Here is a 16,863-nt window from a genome sequence, read left to right as displayed (position 1 = left end):
CTCGCCACCTGGACCGGCGCATGCCCCACCTGCAGACGCAAGATCAGAATCGTCCGTCGAAAACGACGATCACCGACCTAACAAAGCACTACTAGTCGACCGCCACGGTGGGCCCCGTCGCAGCCGACCTGCCAGCGCGCCGCTGTCGGTCACCTGGCGGCCGGCCGGTCCATGGACGCGTACTGGCGCACGTACTCCCAGACCGGATTGGAGAGCTCCTCATCGGATCGCTTCTGGCCCACCACCTCGTACCAGGCGAGGTTTTCGATCCAGAACCGGGCGATGAACCGGTCGAAGTCTTCCGCCACCCGCACCAGGTCCTCGTGCGCTTCCTCCTGGGGGACCACCCGCAGGTCGTACGCCTCACCACCGCACACGACCTCGTGACGGCCGTCCGGCAGCAGGTGCAGATACCAGAACAGGCAGCCCTGCTGGTCGTTGAGGAACCGCACCAACTGCGCCCCGTGGTGGACGGGACTCGGCGCCAGCGGAAGATCGGAAGCCCAGTAACACGACGTGCAGGTCGGCACCGAGTCGCGCAGCACCGGATCAGCCATGAACGCGACGAACTGCTTCGGCAAGGCCGCCTCATGCCCGGACACGGGCGCGCCATGGGTCAGCGTGTCCAGACCGTACCGACCGGCAGCGCGCTCACCGAGTGGCACCAGCTCCCGCATCCAACTGTGCAGACCACCTGGGTGATCGAGGGGAAGAGCCGGCAGCGCGGTGTGGGAGCTGCCGCTGTACGTGGCGAACTCGACCTCGTGGCTGCGGAATCTGCCGAGATCGAACGAGATCCAACCGTCTTTGATCGTCATGGCGGCACCATAGCGGCGGCCACCGACGGCCGTGGCGTCCTCGGGCGCCTGCCGCGCGACGCCTACGGCTGTGGCATCGATGACGTCGCAGGTCGGTTAGGGGACGTCCAAGGTGCCCTCTTGCAAAGGATGCGATATCGGTCGGCGGCGTAACGGCACTGAACTGGCGAGGTTCCATTGACGGGCGCAAAGGTGCCGGTTACGGTCTGGGCCTAAACCCGGAGGAGGGTACCGAATGCGTACCAGTCGATCTGTCGCCGCCGTGGTCGCCGGCGTATCGCTGGTCGCGGCCATGGGGTCGTTCACGCCCGCCGCGGCAGCCAGCCCCACCGCGACACCGCCCCTGCCGACCTCATGCGGGGAGCCCGCGTACCAGACCTTCGGACCCGCCTCGGTGACGGGCGCGATCGTCGGAGCGACCACGATCGGCGACCGCGCCTACGTGGTCACCCGTGGCCTCAAGCCGCCGCTGCTGGCGGAGATCGACCTGACGACCCGCACGGTGATCCGAGAGGCGCGCCTGCCCGATGGTCCGAAGGTGGGCGAGCCCGAAGGGGCCTGGGCCACCACCGTCTCCGACGGCAAGGTCTACATCGGCACCTATCCCGTCCCCGACCTGTACCGGTTCGACCCGGCGACGGGACAGGTAGAGCACCTGTACTCGTTCGGCAGCAACGGCGGCTTCGTGTGGAGCCTTGACACCGCACCCGACGGGACCGTCTACGCCGGCACGTATCCCGACGGCAAGGTCTGGGAGTACGTGCCGAGCACCGGCGCGGTCCGCGACCTGGGCCGCATCGTCACGGGCGAACGCTACGCGCGCGCGGTTGCGGTCGACGCCACCACGGTCTACGCCGGGGCGCTCGACAAGCGTCAACTGATCGCGGTCGACCGCGTCACCGGCGAGAAGCGTGTGCTGGCATCCGGCGGCACCGGCTTCGGCGTCGTCGCGCAGCACGGCGATCGGGTCCTCGCAGCGAGCGGGTCGACGCTGTTCGATGTACGCAAGGACGGCACCGACCTGCGGACCATCAGCGGAGTCAGCGTCGACTCCATCGCGTTCCGCGCGGACGGCACGGCCTACCTGTCGTCCCGTCCGTCCGGGACCGTCTACGCGTACCGGACGGGCGACAGCGGGCTGACCGATCTCGGGACGCCGAGGCAGGGCGAGGAGACCCGGCGGCTGGTTTCGTCGGACGGAGTGCTGCTCGGTTTCTCGGGCAGCGGCGGGTTCTGGACGATGAATCTGGGCGACCGCTCGACCGAGTACACCGACCTGATCGACGCCGGCATGACGCCCGGCTCGGAGCGACCGCAGTCGATCCTGCTCGACCCGAACAAGGCGCTCTACGTCGGCGGGCACTTCTCCATCACCGTCCGCAACCTCCAGGACGGGACACAGAAGCGACTCTGGGTCGGCGGCGAACCCAAGGCCCTGACGCAGCGGGGCAACAAGATCTACGCCGCCATCTACCCGAGCAGCGAGGTGATCGAGCTCGACCGCCAGACGCTGGAGATCCGCAGCCTCGGCTTCGTCGGGCACGGCCAGAGCCGGCCGTGGGACATCGAGTACGACCCGGTGACCGACAAGCTGCTGATCGCGAGCGCCCCGACCGGCGCCAATCTCACAGGCGCACTCACCGTTGTCGACCCGGACACCGGCGACAAGCAGGTGTACCTCGACGTGATCCCGAACCAGAGCCTGATGAGCCTGTCGGTCGACTCCGGCGCCGGCATCGTCTACCTCGGCGGCGACGTCCTCGGCGGCGGGGGTACCCCGCCGGTGCACACGAGCGCGTCCGTCGCCGCGTTCGACCTGAACACGCGCACCGTGCTGTGGCAGGTCGAGCCGGTGGCCGGGTACCGCACCCTGCAGGACGTCAAGGTCCACGACGGGAAGCTGTACGGGGTCTACAAGCGCAACGCGAGCTGGTTCGTGATGGACCTGGGGACGCGCACGATCCTGCAGAGCGGCCCGCTCGGCGGGTACGGCGAGATCCAGGTGCACCGCGACCGCGTCTTCACGTCCACCTATTTCGGCGGCGGCAACGTCCACCTGCTCGGCGACGGCGGGCGTCTGCTCGCCACGGGGCTCGGCGACGAGTGGTACACGAACCCGGACCTCGCCTTCGAGCCCGGCGGCTGGAACGCCTGGGCGCTGGTCGGGCGCGACCTCGCCAAGATCCGCCTCGACCCGGCCTGCCCAACCCTGACGATCCCGAACAGCTGATCGCCGCCCGTCCCTGGGGCCGGTGCCGCCGATGGTGGGCCGGCCCCCGGCCCGGCCCCGCGCGTCCGCACGAAGGTGCGTGACCACCCCAGGCAGCCCGCACGCCCTTGCGGGAGTTCCGGCAGTCCTTCCCTGTCGGATTGCCCCTGTCGCGGCCCGAATGGTCGGTAATCTCACCCTCGACGCTGATCCCCGGATCCGCTTTGGGCCGCTGCCACAGCCCGCCATCGCCGGTCAGCTGCAACCCGGCCGCCCGGGCCTGCTCTTCCAGCTGGCGGCCAAGTCGGCGTCGAACGTGTGCGGGTTGAGTCGACGCAAAACTAGATTCATTCCAGAAGAGTGGGCTATGTTCAACACATGACGTCCGACTTCGAGACCCAGCTGCGGGCGGTCTCGTTGCGCGTGACCCGGCCCCGGTTGGCGGTGCTCGCAGCGCTGCGCGACCACCCGCACGTCGACACCGACACGGTGATCTCTCTGGTCCGGGCGGAGCACCCTACGGTCTCCCACCAGGCGGTGTACGACGTGCTGCGTGCGCTCACCGACGCCGGTCTGGTGCGGCGCATCCAGCCGGCCGGTGCGACCGCCCGGTACGAGTCGCGGGTGGGGGACAACCACCACCATGTCGTGTGCCGCTCCTGCGGCGCGATCGCCGACGTCGACTGCGCCGTCGGCGATGCCCCCTGTCTCACCGCCTCCGACGATCACGGCTTCACGGTCGACGAGGCGGAGGTCGTCTACTGGGGCACCTGCCCCGACTGTGCGACCGCACGCACCTCCCAGTGATCCGCCAGTCCGGAAGGAAGCAGATGAGCGACACCCAGGACAACGCCCCCTCCAGCGCACAGGGCGTGGACAAGAAGGCGGCGGCCGGCTGCCCGGTCGCGCACGACTCCGTGACCGCGCACGGAAGCGAGAGCGAGAATCCGGCGATCGACTCGCCGACCTCGAAGACCGGCGGTCGCCCGCGCACCAACCGGGACTGGTGGCCCAACCAGCTCGACCTCTCGGTGCTGCGTGCCCATTCCTCCAAGAGCAACCCGCTGGGGCAGAGCTTCAGCTACGCCAAGGAGTTCGCCAAGCTCGACGTCGAGGCCCTCAAGCAGGACATCATCAAGGTCCTCACCACCTCGCAGGACTGGTGGCCGGCCGACTTCGGCCACTACGGCGGCCTGATGATCCGGATGAGCTGGCACGCCGCGGGCACCTACCGCATCCACGACGGTCGCGGCGGCGCCGGCGACGGTGGCCAGCGGTTCGCCCCGCTCAACAGCTGGCCGGACAACGCCAACCTCGACAAGGCCCGTCGGCTGCTGTGGCCGGTCAAGCAGAAGTACGGCCAGAAGATCTCGTGGGCCGACCTGCTCGTGCTCGCTGGCAACGTCGCCATGGAGTCGATGGGCTTCAAGACCTTCGGCTTCGGCTTCGGCCGGGAGGACGTCTGGGAGCCCGAGGAGATCTTCTGGGGTCCGGAGGACGCCTGGCTCGGCGACGAGCGCTACGTCTCCGAGAAGGAGATGGCAGCCGGCGTCGGGGCGACCGAGATGGGTCTCATCTACGTCAACCCGGAGGGCCCCCGCGGCAACGCGGACCCGGCCGCGGCGGCGCACTTCATCCGCGAGACCTTCGCCCGGATGGCGATGAACGACGAGGAGACCGTCGCCCTCATCGCCGGTGGTCACACCTTCGGCAAGACCCACGGCGCCGGCGTCGCCGACGACCACGTGGGCCCCGAGCCCGAGGCCGCCCCGCTGGAGGCGCAGGGCCTGGGCTGGCTGAGCACCTACGGCAGCGGCAAGGGCGCGGACACGATCACCAGCGGTCTCGAGGTGACGTGGACCGACCGGCCGACGCAGTGGAGCAACCGCTTCTTCGAGATCCTCTTCGGCTACGAGTGGGAACTCACCACGAGCCCCGGTGGCGCGAAGCAGTGGGTCGCCAAGGATGCCGAGGCGATCATCCCGGACGCCCACGACCCGTCGAAGAAGCACAAGCCGACGATGCTCACGACCGACCTGGCACTGCGCGTCGACCCGACGTACGAGAAGATCTCGCGCCGATTCCTCGAGAACCCCGACGAGTTCGCGCTGGCGTTCGCCAAGGCCTGGTACAAGCTGCTGCACCGCGACATGGGTCCCGTCAGCCGATTCCTCGGGCCCTGGGTCCCGGAGCCCCAGCTGTGGCAGGACCCGGTGCCGGCCGTCGACCACGAGCTCGTGGGTGACTCCGACGTCGCCGCCCTCAAGGCGAAGGTCCTGGAGTCGGGCCTCACGACCGCCCAGCTGGTCTCCACCGCCTGGGCCTCAGCCGCCAGCTTCCGGTCCACCGACAAGCGCGGCGGCGCCAACGGTGCGCGGATCCGTCTCGAGCCGCAGCGAAGCTGGGAGGTCAACCAGCCCGAGCAGCTCGCGATGGTCCTGGAGACCCTGGAGGGCATCCGCCGGGAGTTCAACTCCGCCGGCGGCGCCAAGATCTCGCTCGCGGACCTGATCGTGCTGGCCGGCTCGGCCGCTGTCGAGAAGGCGGCGCGCGACGCCGGCGTCGAGGTGACCGTGCCGTTCCGCCCGGGTCGCACCGACGCCAGCCAGGAGCAGACCGACGTCGAGTCGTTCCAGGTCCTCGAGCTGCGCGCCGACGGGTTCCGCAACTACCTGCGTCCCGGCGAGAAGACCCAGCCGGAGGTGCTGCTCCTCGACCGTGCCTACATGCTCAACCTGACCGCGCCCGAGATGACCGTCCTCATCGGCGGCCTGCGCTCCCTCGAGGCGAACGTCGGCGGCACGCGGCATGGCGTCCTCACCGACCGGCCCGGCGTGCTCACCAACGACTTCTTCACCAACCTGCTCTCCCCGGGCACCCGGTGGAAGGCGTCGGAGTCCGACGAGCACGTCTACGAGATCCGCGATCTGGCCACCGATGAGGTGAAGTGGACCGCCACCGCGGTCGACCTCATCTTTGGCTCCAACTCCCAGCTGCGGGCCCTCGCGGAGGTCTACGCGAGCCAGGACGCCCGCGAGAAGTTCGTCGCCGACTTCGTCGCGGCCTGGACCAAGGTCATGGAACTCGACCGGTTCGACCTCGCCTGATCCGGCTCCAACCGACGAGCCCCGGTCCATCCACCAGCGATCGACCGGGGCTCGTCCGCCATTGGACTCGGTCCTCCGGGCCGGGCAGCACAGCGGACCGGGCACCAGTTGCAGGTGCCACAACTACCCTGCGACTACTCGGCGGACGCCGCCACGGTCCCTTCGCGATGCCTCACCGTGTCAACCAAGGTCGTGGGGATCCCGAGCGGCCAGTGCCTCAGCCTCCGACAACCCAAGGCGGCTGGCGATCCGCCGCCGCATCCGGACCTGGGCGCGCGTTCGTGGTCGGAACTTCGGCTCCCGCGAGCACCCGCAGAGCACGAAGCCCTCGTAGCGCAGTCCCGCCCCGAGAACTGCCGCAACCGCGGCCCACCCAGAGTCATTCCGCCGACGGGGGGCCGCGAAGTCGTGCCCAGCGAAGACCATCGGCTGCCGACACGACGTACATGGGTGCTTCGCGCCGTCCCAGGCGTACTTGTGACTACGACGGCATGACACGCACACGTAGTGGACCTTGTAAGTGGTCTCGGCGTACCGGCACATGCCCGCATGTTAGGGGGCTGCCGGGGCGTGGCGGGACATCCGTCCCAGTACCTGATTGACGCTCGGTCTAGATCTCTTGCGCCGGGCGGCCATCGACGATCATGTCGTAGACCTCGTCGTACAACGCGTCGTCGACCTCCAACCGGTGCTGATCATCGAGGTAGTAGGCCGAGCAAGCGAAGCATGCGTTGAATACGGAGACCATCTGTTCAACAGTGCGGAACTCGATCTGAGGAGGCCCGCCCTCCGGCATGATCGACACCACGACGGGTCCCGTGGTGTCTGTCCAGACCGCTGCATACAGATTGGAGCTGCCGTTCTCGAGCAGTGGTACCCAGTGATGAGCGAGGAGCGGGTCGGTCGGGTCGTCGTGGAGCGCCTTCGTCGCGACGACATCCCGCAGCTCTATCGGCCAGTAGCCGGGGATCGCCCACGAGTCGCCGACCGTCTGTCCTGGGGTGTACTCGACGCCGTCGCACCATCGAAACCACTCAAGCACGGCGTGCGGAAGGTCCGGGCCGAGCACCGCGTCGATCTCCGCCCGACTGGCTCCCGGCTTGAGCACAGGTGCCACTGGTGCCCCCATTGTTTCCAGCCACCCGCGCCACTGCGTCAATTGATCGGTGAGCGCCACCGGTGCATGGTGGCATGCCAGACCGACCGGGGGCTCACCGCTGAAGCCGCCCGCGAAGAGGTCCACGTCCCCGCAGGGTGGTGTAGGAGACGGCCGTCGCGGGATTCGGTTTGATGTTGGGAGGCGACCGGGGTCGGCTCGGTTTGTCGGTGTTGTGTTGGTCGGTGTCGACGGTGACGAGGCGGGCTTTGGTCAGTAGTTCCAGGCCCATGTAGCGGCGGCCTTCGGTCCATTCGTCGCGGCGGCGGGGCATGGCCACCCGAGACCATCAGTGAGGAAGCGCACTTCTCGGTCGCCGGGTCAGGCATCGGGCCCTTGACCCGGCTGCTCACCGCAGCCAAGGATGACATCCGGCCGTTGCCCGTCTGTCCATCTCGGATAGCGATCGGCACCCAGCGTGACCATGGCTGGTTCGGGCCGGCCGACGCGACCAGATGAAACGGGGTACGCAATGCCGCTGACCGACCTGCCGTTGGCCGAACTCGCCAGATACCGGCCGGTGCGCCGCGAGCCCGCCGATTTCGACGAGTTCTGGGCCGACACCCTGGCGGAGGCGGCCCGGTGCGAGCTGGACGCCACCTTCGAGCCGGTCGACTCGCCGCTGCGGGTGATCACCGTCCATGACGTGACGTTCAGTGGCTTCGGCGGCGACCGGATCAAGGCGTGGCTCGCCGTTCCGGCCGGTGCCGAAAAGCCGCTGCCGTGCGTGGTGCAGTTTCCCGGTTACGGTGGCGGCCGGGGCCTGCCGCACGAGAACCTGCTCTACGCCGCCTCGGGTTATGCCCACCTGTTCATGGACGTACGCGGCCAGGGCAGCGGGTGGAGCGCCGGAGCGACCCCCGACCACGAGCCGGCGGGCGGCAACCCGCAGCAGCCCGGCTTCGTCACCCGCGGCGTGCTCGACCCCAGGACCCTCTACTACCGGCGGTTGGTCACCGACGCGGTGCGCGCGGTACAGGCGGCCCGGACGCATCCGCTGGTCGACCCGGAGCAGGTGGTGGCCACCGGGATCAGCCAGGGTGGGGGGCTGTCGCTGGCGGTCGCGGCCCTCGACCCCCGCCTGCGCGCGGTCGCGCCCGACGTGCCGTTCCTCTGTGACTTCCGGCGTGGCGCCGAGGTGGCCACCGCGGGTCCCTACCAGGAGATCGTCAACTACCTGAAGGTCCACCGGGGCAACGTGGAGCGGGTCTTCGACACGCTGAGCTATGTCGACGGGGTCAACTTCGCCGTCCGGGGGCGCTGCCCGGCGCTGTTCAGCGTGGCGCTGATGGACGCCAGTTGCCCGGCGTCGACGGTGTTCGGCGCCTACCACCACTATGCCGGCCCGCGCCGGATGGAGGTGTATCCGTTCAACGGACACGAAGGCGGTGAGTCGGTGCAGGACGAGGTCCGGTTGCGGTTCTTCGCCGAGGTCCTGGCCGCCGGAGGAGACCGGGGCGGCGAGGGCACGGGGCGGCAGGACCTGGGGGTGGCCGAGCAGCTCGGCGCGGGAGTAGCGGCGGGCAGCCGTTGAGCGCAGGTGGGCAGGCTAGGCCCGCCAACCATGTCGGTGGTCGCAGGGCGCGGGTTCGCCGAGTGCCTAGGGTATTGATAGCCAGATGTGCGCCGGCCGTCTCGAAGCGAGAGGGAGTGCCGTGAACGAGGATGCTGTTTACGCTGCTGCCCGTAGGGTGATCGACGCCGGCCTGGCCGGCAACGGCTCGGCCTTCACCCCTGGCCGCGCTGTGTGGACATCGGAGGCTGCGGACCAGCTGTATGCGAGGTTCGTCCGGCAGCCGGATGCGGGCAGGGGCAGCTTCGTCAGGAAGCTACAGGGGCAGCTCGCCCAAGCGCCGCCCACGGCGGTGCAGCTTATGGGCGAGCTGATCTACCTGCATCTGCTCCTGCCACGGGACATCGGCGGCCCGGCGAAACGTGCCGTGATCAACGGAGCGCTGTCCTTGCTGCCGGAGCCGGTCGAGGTTCCCGCAGACCTCGACATGGTTCTCGATGTTGGCGTAGTCCGGGCCGGCACCGCCTACATGACGCAGCGGGACCGGCAGATCGCGTGGCTCGTGCGGCTTGTGCAGGCGTGGAAGCGCCTGCCGGTCGACCGTCGGCAGGCGGCACTGCGCGACCCGTGGGCCTTCAAGGAGGTCCTGGACACCATTCCGATCAACAGCGCCTACAGCCAACGCAACATCCTGCTGAACCTCGCGTTTCCCGACACGTTCCCGCCGGTCGCTTCCCGACGGCACAAGAAGCTCATCGTGGACGCGTTCGCCGACGAACTGCCCCATCGGGCCGGCGACATCGATCGGGATCTGGCGGAGCTGCGGACGGTGCTGTCGGCCAAGGCCAGCACGCCGGTTCATTTCTATCAACCACCCTGGGTCGACCGTTGGCGGCAGCAGGCCGGGCCGGCTGGCGACGGCAAGGGACCGCGCGGCTGGCTGGTGCGCGGGGCGAAGGTGCACGGTCACAACCTGATCGGCCAATGGCTCACGGAAGGGTTCTGCTCCATCGCCTACCCCGGGCTGCCGGATCTGAAGCCCGGCCTGTCGAAGGCGGAGCTGGACCAGCAGCTACGGGAGTCGCTGCCGGACTTCTCGCCGTCCCAGCGTGGTCTTCACGTGGGGGTGCTCGACCGCTTCCTCAACCGGATGAGCGAGGGTGACATCGTCGTCACCGTCGACGGGCCCAAGGTGTATGTCGGCGCGATCACCGGCCCCGGCACCTGGGTGGACACGCCTGACGACCTGTCGAACCGTCGCCGGAACGTCGCCTGGGCAAATCCCGACGCGCCATTCACCCGAAACGAGCTGTCCGCCGAGGCGCGGAACAAGCTGTCCGGTCAGCTGACAGTGACGGACCTCGGCACCTACGCCGCCGAGTTCGCGGCCCTCGCCGAACTTGACGGCCAGCCGGGGGAGGAGGACGCCGACGATCAGCTCGAGATAGCCGAGGTGGAGCTGCCCGAGCCCACCGTCGAGCTGGCCGACGAACTGCTCATCGATCGTGAGTGGCTCGCCGAGACAGTTGACCTGCTGCGGGAGAAGAAGCAGATCGTGCTGTACGGCCCGCCCGGCACCGGAAAGACCTACCTCGCGCAGGCGCTGGCCCAGTTCCTCACCGGGCAGGCCGACAACGCGCACCGGCTGGTCCAGTTCCACCCGTCGTACTCGTACGAGGACTTCTTCGAAGGTTTCCGCCCTCGGGCCACCGCCGACGGCGGGATCGGCTTCGCACTCGAGCCCGGGCCCTTCAAGCAGCTGGTGTCAGACGCGAAGGACGACCCGTCCCAGGCCTACATCCTCATCATCGACGAGATCAACCGAGCCAACCTCGCCAAGGTCTTCGGGGAGCTGTATTTCCTGCTCGAGTACCGCAACCGCAGCATCCAACTGCAGTACTCGCCCACCGAGGACTTCGAACTCCCACCGAACGTCTACCTCATCGGCACCATGAACACCGCCGACCGATCCATCGCGCTCGTTGACGCCGCCATGCGCCGCCGGTTCTACTTCCAGCCGCTGTTCCCCGGTGAGCCACCACTTGACGGACTGCTCCGCGATTGGCTGAAGAAGCACAATCTCCCCGTCGACCGCGCGGACCTACTCGACGAACTCAACCGCGTGATCGGCGACCGCGACGCCGCGGTCGGCCCGTCCTACCTGATGACAACCCAGGCCGCCACCGAGAAGGGATTGGCGAGGATCTGGAAGAACGCCATCATGCCTCTGCTCGAGGAACGCCACCTCGGCGACGGAGTCGACATCAACCTCCGCTACGGCCTCGACGCACTCCGCAAACGCCTGAAGCAGGCGGCAGCTTCCACCCCGGTACCGGCACCACGGGAACGCGTCGGGGACACAGCGCAGTGAGGCTGATCAGCCTACGCGAGCACCAGACGCACGAGTGCGCGCCGACGACACCGGCCATCGCCCGGGCGATGGCAGCCACCAAGCTCGTCGACACCTCACTCACCCTCGACGGGCAGCTCCGGCTGCGATCCGGCTCCCTGGTCGGCGCCGCCCGCATCGTCGCCGGCGACGAACACGTCGAGCTGCACGTGCGGCCGAAGGTCGGAATCGCTCGGCTGCTGTGGCTGCTCGGCTACGCCCGCGATCCCCGCGGCTGGCGCGCCGAGCCCGTCGGCCTGACCCCTGAACACGACCTCGTGCCGGCGATGGCAGTCGCCTTCGCCGCCGTCACCTCCCAGGCGCTCGCCGGCGGCGTACTGCAGGGATACCGAACCGTCGAGGAGGCGTTGCCGCTGGTGCGCGGCCGGCTTCGGGAGGCAGACCAGCTGCGCACCCGGCCGGGACTGGCCCTGCCGGTCGAAGTGCGCTACGACGACTACAACGCCGACATACCAGAGAACCAGATCCTGCTGTCGGCCGTACGCCGCCTGCACCGCCTACCCGGCGTTCCGCCGGCCACCCGCAACGCCCTGCACCGCATCGCGGCCGCATTCGCCGACGTCACGCCCCTCACCCCTGGGACACCAGTACCCCGGACCCGGTCCGACCGCGTCAACAACCGCTTCCAACCCGCCCTGCGGCTCGCCCGGCTGATCCTGGCCGGCGCCAGCATCGAACACGCCCATGGCCCAACTCGCGCGGCCGGCTTCGTCTTCGACCTCAACACGGTGTTCGAAGACTGGTTGACCACAGCCCTGCGACACGCAGTCGAGACACGCTACGGCGGAACCGTCACCGGCCAGCACCAGATGCCCCTCGACCACGACCACCTGCTACCCCTGGTACGGCCGGACATCACCTGGTGGGACGGTCGCCACTGCCGCGCCGTCATCGACGCCAAATACAAGGCACCTGGCAACACTCCACCCCGCGACGACATCTATCAGATGCTCGCCTACTGCACCACGCTCAAACTGACCCACGGCCACCTCGTGTACGCGTCGGCAGGAGCAGGACCGGTGACGTACCACCTGGCAGGGAGCGGGTTGCACATCGTGGTGCACCGTCTCGACCTGTCGACCCCTCTCGCGAAACTACATGAACAGATCAACCGAATCGCCGAAGCGATTGCAAGCGTCGAGGTCGCGGCCGCGTCAGTTCGTGATCTCGCTGGGGTGGGTCACCACTCCGGCGGTCGACGGGTCGACATCATGGTGCTGGAGGATCCGCCGACCGAGGGCCTTGACCACCTCGCCCAGTGATCCGACAACCATCGCGAAGCTGCCGGACAGGAAGAAGTACTTCGCAACGTGTGAGACGTTCGCCACGAACAGCACGCTGCCGATGAGGAAGAGGATGTTGCCGACCAGGCCGATGGCAAGGTGGACCAGCGGATATCGGCGGATGAACGCCAGGAGCCCCTGGCGCCGCCTGGGCGTCAGGTTCTGCGGGGACATTTCGACACCGTGGGGATACTCCTCTGCTCACCTGACGGAACCTGTGGGGCGGATGCACGCGTGCAAGGTCAAGATGCGGCGGTACCCGGAGGTTGGATTCGCCAAACGGGCGGGCCCGATATTCGATCAAGTGCCGCTGTTGCCGGGGAGATCGACGCGCTGTGAACCGCCGCTACTACGACCAGCATGATCAGGTTGACCGAGGCGTACACGGCGCCGCTGGTCAGGCGGGCGGTTCCGCGTCGCTGACGTGGGGAAACACGGCGGTCACGTGCCACTGGCTGGTGCTCACGGGGCCGGAGCTGAGTGTGCCGCCGTACGCCTCGACGTCTGCGGACAGGCTGCGAAGCCCGTATCCGGGTGTGCCGCCGGGTGGTGGCTCCGGGTGGGCTGGGCCGTCGTCGGGAGGGCGGGTGCTCAGCACCGACAACCGGGTGCGTTCGGCGTCCCGCTCCACGCGGATCGTCAGCCGGGTGCCGGGGCCAGCGTGGCGCAGCGCGTTGGTGGCCGCCTCACCGATCAGCCGATGGGCCACCACCAGCACCGGTTCGGGGAGCGCGGCCAGCGTCGGCGGCAGCCCATCCGGTACGTCCAACCCGGCCTCACGCAGCTGGTCCAAGCGCTCGGTGAGATCGTCTCTGGTCGCTGCCGCAACCTGACGGTCGAGGGCGGCGACCGTCTGCCGGATCTCACCGAGGGCCGCCCGTCCCGCGCCGAGTACCCGCTCCACCCGGTCCCGCTGCGGCGCGGCCAGTCCACCGCCGACCCGCAGCGCCTCGGTCTGCACCAGCATCACCGTCAAGGTGTGGGCGAGCGTGTCGTGCAGCCGGCGTGCCAGGCGTTCCCGTTCGCGCGCCGCCGTGCGCTCCTTCGCCGCGATCCGCCGCTCCAGCCGTAGCCGAGTCTGCTCCGCCGCCAGCGCCGTACGCTGCCGCAGTTGCCTGCCCCGCTCGACGCCGGCCAACCAGGCGACGGTGAAGGCCACGAAAGCCAGCAGCCCGCCCTCGACCAGGCCCCGGTGCGGGAGACTCGCGACCGCCACGCCCACCGTCACCGCCCCGCACAGGCCCCACCGCACCGCCGCCGACCGGCCGTTGGCCGCCGCCGTGTAGAGCGCCAGCATCGCGGGCAGGTAGCCGATCGTGCGGGACACACCGACGAGCATGTGAACCGAGGTGGCCAGCCCCACCACGGCCAGCACCAGCCCCGGGGCAGCTCGCCGGACCACCAGCGGAAGGATCTGCTCCACCGCCAGCACCACGGACAGCGGCCCCCCGGAGGCTACGCCACTCGCCAGGAACAGGCCGGCGGCCAGCGCGGGCAGCGCGAGGTCCACCACGAGCTGCCAGTGGCGCCGTAGCCACCGCGTCGTCCGGTCCCGGAGTTGGTCGACCAGCCGGGGTTGTCGGGCAACTGCCGGCATCACGTCTCCTTCCGCCGGATCGGTACCATCTGCCGGTGATCCGGCTTGCCATCGTTGACGATCAGGCCCTGGTCCGGGAAGGGCTGGCCCTGATCCTCGACGCCCAACCGGACATCGAGGTGGTGGCCGTGCTGCCGGACGGTCCGGCCCTGCTTGACCTGATGCGGCAGTCCGACGAGCCCGCCGACGTGATTCTGTTGGATCTCTATCTGCCGGGACTGGACGGCGTCCAGGTGCTGCACCAGCTTCGGTCACGCGCACCGGCACCGGCCGCGCGGGTGCTGATGCTGACCACCATCGGCCGGGCCACCGACATCCAACGGGCGCTGGCCGCCGGGGCGGACGGCTTCGTGCTGAAAGACGCCACCGGGGACGAGCTGGCCGCCGCCATCCGGGGCGCGTACGCGGGGGTCACCGCGCTCAGCTCCTCGGTCACGCAGGCGCTCTGGCCGCAGCGCCGCCCCGCCGCGGCGACCACTACGGACGGTACGGCGGGACGCGGCGCGGACTCGCCCGCCGCCCGGGTCGCCTCGCTCACCGCCCGGGAACGCGAGATCCTCGACCTGCTCGGCCAGGGGCTGGCGAACCAGGAGATCGCCCGCGTCCTGCACCTGGCCGAGCGGACGGTGAAGACGCACGTCAGCAGCGTGCTGGCGAAACTGGGCGTGACCAGCCGTACCCAAGCCGCCCTGCTGGCCCGGGACCTGCCGGACCAAGTCGGCGGCTGGACCCACGCCCGAGGGCCGGCCCAAAAGACGTAGACCGGCTATGTCCTTTGCCGGTTCTGGAGACGGCTGGGGAGCGCAATGCTGACCGGGTCCATCGCTGATCCGTGAGGAGCACCGTGTCCCCGTCCGATCCGACCCATCCTCGCCCCGCCTCCCGTCGGCGACGGATCCTGCGCGGCCTGCTGGTCGGCGTACTGGTCTTGACCGCCTCCTGCTACATCAACAACACCAACCTGCTGACCGACACCGACGGAGCCCGCCCGACGCTGCTGGCGCACCGAGGGCTGGCCCAGACCTTCGGATTCGACGGGATGACCGGCGACACCTGCACCGCGGAGCGCATCCACCCGCCCGAGCACCCGTACCTGGAGAACACGATCACGTCGATGCGGGCCGCTTTCGACGCGGGCGCCGACATCGTCGAGTTCGATATCCAACTCACCAGGGACGATCGACTGGTGGTCTTCCACGACCACCTGCTGGAGTGCCGGACCGACGGGACCGGCAAGATCCGCGACCACACCCTCGCCGAGCTGCGCCGCCTGGACATCGGCTACAACTACACCCCCGACGGCGGCGCCACGTTCCCGTTCCGCGGCAAGGGCGTCGGTCTGATGCCCACCATCGACGGGGTCATCGGCGCCTTCCCCGACCGGGAACTACTGATCGACGTCAAGAGCGGCGACCCGGTCGAGGGGGAACGACTAGCCGACTACCTGGCCACGTTACCCACCGAGCGGCTCAAAACGATCACCGTGTACGGCGGTGACGCACCCATCGCCGCGCTGGCGGCCCGGCTGCCGCAGGTGCGGGTGCTGTCGATGGCCACCCTCAAAGACTGCCTGTACCGCTACATCGCGGTCGGCGCGACCGGTCACGTACCGGCGGCCTGCCGGAACCGCCAGTTGCACATCCCCGAGACGTACGGCCCATGGCTGTGGGGCTGGCCGAACAAGTTCGTCGACCGGATGACCAAGCACAACAGCCGAGTCGTCATCGTCGCCGGTGATGGCGGTTTCTCCGAGGGCTTCGACAGCGCCGACGACTGGAAACGCCTCCCGGCCGGATACACCGGGGTGGTCTGGACCAACCGGGTAGACCGGGTGGCGCCGCTACGCGACCGGAACTGACCGGCAGATGGCCGGCGACCAGGAAAAGTGTCGGTGGGCTGGCTCGCGCGGCGGGGTGCGCGGTCCGCTGTTGTTGAGGAACATGGTGAGGGGCGAGTCCGAGCCCCGCGGGACGGGGTGGTGACCGATGCACCGGGGCGAGGCGGTCGACGAGTCGAAGCCGGGTGCCGTCGCAGCGATGAGCCTGCCGGCGCCCACGGGTTACCTCCCGACCGAGACGACCAACTCATCGGGAGTACGGCATGGGCCTCATCCACATCGAGCTGTTCGCAACCCTCGACCTCGTCGGGCAGTCGCCCGGCGGCCCCGACGAGGACCCGGTGGGGTTCCCGTTCGGCGGCTGGCAGGCGCCGCTGCTGGACGAGGTCGCCGGGGCGCAGATCGGTGCCGCGTACGAGGGCACGGACGCCCTCCTGCTCGGGCGGCGGACGTATGACATCTTCGCCGCCTACTGGCCGTACCAGGAGGGCGGCGAGGACAAGGAGATCGCCACGCTCTTCAACAGCGTCCCGAAGTACGTGGCCTCCCGCGGCCGGCCCGACCTCTCATGGGCCGGGTCCGCGCAGCTCGGCCCGGACCTGGCCGGCGCGGTGCGCGAGATCCGTGACCGGCACGAGCACGTGAAGGTCGTGGGGAGCCTGAACCTGGTGCAGACCCTCCTGCGCGAGAAGCTCTTCGACCGTCTCGACCTCTGGGTGCACCCGATCGTGCTCGGCGTCGGGAAGAAGGTGTTCGACGGTGGCGCGGTGCCCACGAACGTCACGCTCCTCGAACCGCCGGTGGCCGGTCCGAAGGGCACCGTGTACCTGCGTTACGGGCTCGCCGACGGCACGCCCGGGACGGGGGACATGAGCGCACCCGATCGCGGTGTCGGGCGCGACGACTGAAGTCGCCCCGCGCCTCCGAATGAGG

General features: G+C 69.2%; 13 protein-coding genes. 9 read left to right on the top strand and 4 right to left on the bottom strand.

Features of this window, described 5'->3' with window-relative positions:
* Nucleotides 1-149 precede the first annotated feature (149 nt).
* The gene (locus tag ACFY23_RS25670; protein WP_350676521.1) at nt 150-818 is read right to left on the bottom strand and encodes a hypothetical protein; all 669 of its coding nucleotides are present in this window, start codon (nt 816-818) and stop codon (nt 150-152) included.
* Between the two features lie 235 nt (nt 819-1,053).
* On the opposite strand from ACFY23_RS25670, the gene ACFY23_RS25665 reads away from it, so the two are divergent.
* From ACFY23_RS25665 to katG, 3 genes are all read left to right on the top strand, one after another.
* Nucleotides 1,054-3,048 (top strand): hypothetical protein, encoded by a 1,995-nt coding sequence (locus ACFY23_RS25665; protein WP_350676523.1) that lies wholly within the window; start codon nt 1,054-1,056, stop codon nt 3,046-3,048.
* A gap of 357 nt (nt 3,049-3,405) precedes the next feature.
* On the top strand, nt 3,406-3,834 hold the full coding sequence (locus tag ACFY23_RS25660; protein ID WP_350676526.1) for a Fur family transcriptional regulator: 429 nt from the start codon (nt 3,406-3,408) through the stop codon (nt 3,832-3,834).
* Between the two features lie 23 nt (nt 3,835-3,857).
* Nucleotides 3,858-6,134 carry a catalase/peroxidase HPI gene (gene katG / locus ACFY23_RS25655; protein ID WP_350676528.1) on the top strand — a complete coding sequence of 759 codons (2,277 nt, stop codon included), beginning with the start codon at nt 3,858-3,860 and terminating at the stop codon, nt 6,132-6,134.
* Nucleotides 6,135-6,744: 610 nt separating this feature from the next.
* On the opposite strand, the gene ACFY23_RS25650 is transcribed toward katG, so the two are convergent.
* The gene (locus ACFY23_RS25650) at nt 6,745-7,377 is read right to left on the bottom strand and encodes a hypothetical protein (protein WP_350676530.1); all 633 of its coding nucleotides are present in this window, start codon (nt 7,375-7,377) and stop codon (nt 6,745-6,747) included.
* Nucleotides 7,378-7,762: 385 nt separating this feature from the next.
* Between ACFY23_RS25650 and ACFY23_RS25645 the strand changes: the two genes are divergently transcribed.
* The 3 genes from ACFY23_RS25645 (at nt 7,763) to ACFY23_RS25635 (ending at nt 12,475) form a co-directional block, all read left to right on the top strand.
* The gene (locus ACFY23_RS25645) at nt 7,763-8,824 is read left to right on the top strand and encodes an acetylxylan esterase (RefSeq protein WP_350676533.1); all 1,062 of its coding nucleotides are present in this window, start codon (nt 7,763-7,765) and stop codon (nt 8,822-8,824) included.
* 121 nt (nt 8,825-8,945) lie between these two features.
* Nucleotides 8,946-11,174, top strand: a complete 2,229-nt coding sequence (locus ACFY23_RS25640; protein ID WP_350676535.1) for an AAA family ATPase — start codon at nt 8,946-8,948, stop codon at nt 11,172-11,174.
* A 188-nt stretch (nt 11,175-11,362) separates the two neighbouring features.
* A complete protein-coding gene (locus ACFY23_RS25635) occupies nt 11,363-12,475 on the top strand; it encodes a restriction endonuclease (protein WP_350676538.1) in 1,113 nt (370 codons plus the stop codon).
* Here ACFY23_RS25635 and ACFY23_RS25630 read toward each other — a convergent pair.
* The gene (locus ACFY23_RS25630; RefSeq protein WP_350676541.1) at nt 12,368-12,670 is read right to left on the bottom strand and encodes a YrhK family protein; all 303 of its coding nucleotides are present in this window, start codon (nt 12,668-12,670) and stop codon (nt 12,368-12,370) included. The genes ACFY23_RS25635 and ACFY23_RS25630 overlap by 108 nt on opposite strands.
* A 223-nt stretch (nt 12,671-12,893) precedes the next feature.
* Nucleotides 12,894-14,093 (bottom strand): histidine kinase, encoded by a 1,200-nt coding sequence (locus ACFY23_RS25625; RefSeq protein ID WP_350676543.1) that lies wholly within the window; start codon nt 14,091-14,093, stop codon nt 12,894-12,896.
* A gap of 35 nt (nt 14,094-14,128) precedes the next feature.
* Here ACFY23_RS25625 and ACFY23_RS25620 point away from each other — a divergent pair, with 35 nt between their 5' ends.
* The 3 genes from ACFY23_RS25620 (at nt 14,129) to ACFY23_RS25610 (ending at nt 16,838) form a co-directional block, all read left to right on the top strand.
* Nucleotides 14,129-14,854: a response regulator transcription factor gene (locus tag ACFY23_RS25620; RefSeq protein WP_350676545.1), complete on the top strand. Its 726-nt coding sequence runs from the start codon at nt 14,129-14,131 to the stop codon at nt 14,852-14,854.
* A 71-nt stretch (nt 14,855-14,925) separates the two neighbouring features.
* Nucleotides 14,926-15,951, top strand: a complete 1,026-nt coding sequence (locus ACFY23_RS25615; RefSeq protein ID WP_350676548.1) for a glycerophosphodiester phosphodiesterase family protein — start codon at nt 14,926-14,928, stop codon at nt 15,949-15,951.
* Between the two features lie 242 nt (nt 15,952-16,193).
* Entirely contained in the window at nt 16,194-16,838 is a 645-nt protein-coding gene (locus tag ACFY23_RS25610) for a dihydrofolate reductase family protein (protein WP_350676550.1), read from the top strand.
* The last annotated feature ends 25 nt before the right edge of the window (nt 16,839-16,863 follow it).

Source organism: Micromonospora sp. NPDC000121 (assembly GCF_042899165.1).
Classification (GTDB): Bacteria; Actinomycetota; Actinomycetes; order Mycobacteriales; family Micromonosporaceae; genus Micromonospora.
Note: the sequence above shows the minus strand (reverse complement) of the source record. Positions and strands in the feature narration are given on the sequence as shown.

Bases quoted from the DNA above. Each gene is read 5' to 3' on its own strand.
- ACFY23_RS25670 (WP_350676521.1), bottom strand. From the start codon at position 818: ATGACGATCAAAGACGGTTGGATCTCGTTCGATCTCGGCAGATTCCGC.
- ACFY23_RS25665 (WP_350676523.1), top strand. From the start codon at position 1,054: ATGCGTACCAGTCGATCTGTCGCCGCCGTGGTCGCCGGCGTATCGCTG.
- ACFY23_RS25660 (WP_350676526.1), top strand. From the start codon at position 3,406: ATGACGTCCGACTTCGAGACCCAGCTGCGGGCGGTCTCGTTGCGCGTG.
- katG (WP_350676528.1), top strand. From the start codon at position 3,858: ATGAGCGACACCCAGGACAACGCCCCCTCCAGCGCACAGGGCGTGGAC.
- ACFY23_RS25645 (WP_350676533.1), top strand. From the start codon at position 7,763: ATGCCGCTGACCGACCTGCCGTTGGCCGAACTCGCCAGATACCGGCCG.
- ACFY23_RS25630 (WP_350676541.1), bottom strand. From the start codon at position 12,670: ATGTCCCCGCAGAACCTGACGCCCAGGCGGCGCCAGGGGCTCCTGGCG.
- ACFY23_RS25625 (WP_350676543.1), bottom strand. From the start codon at position 14,093: ATGCCGGCAGTTGCCCGACAACCCCGGCTGGTCGACCAACTCCGGGAC.
- ACFY23_RS25610 (WP_350676550.1), top strand. From the start codon at position 16,194: ATGGGCCTCATCCACATCGAGCTGTTCGCAACCCTCGACCTCGTCGGG.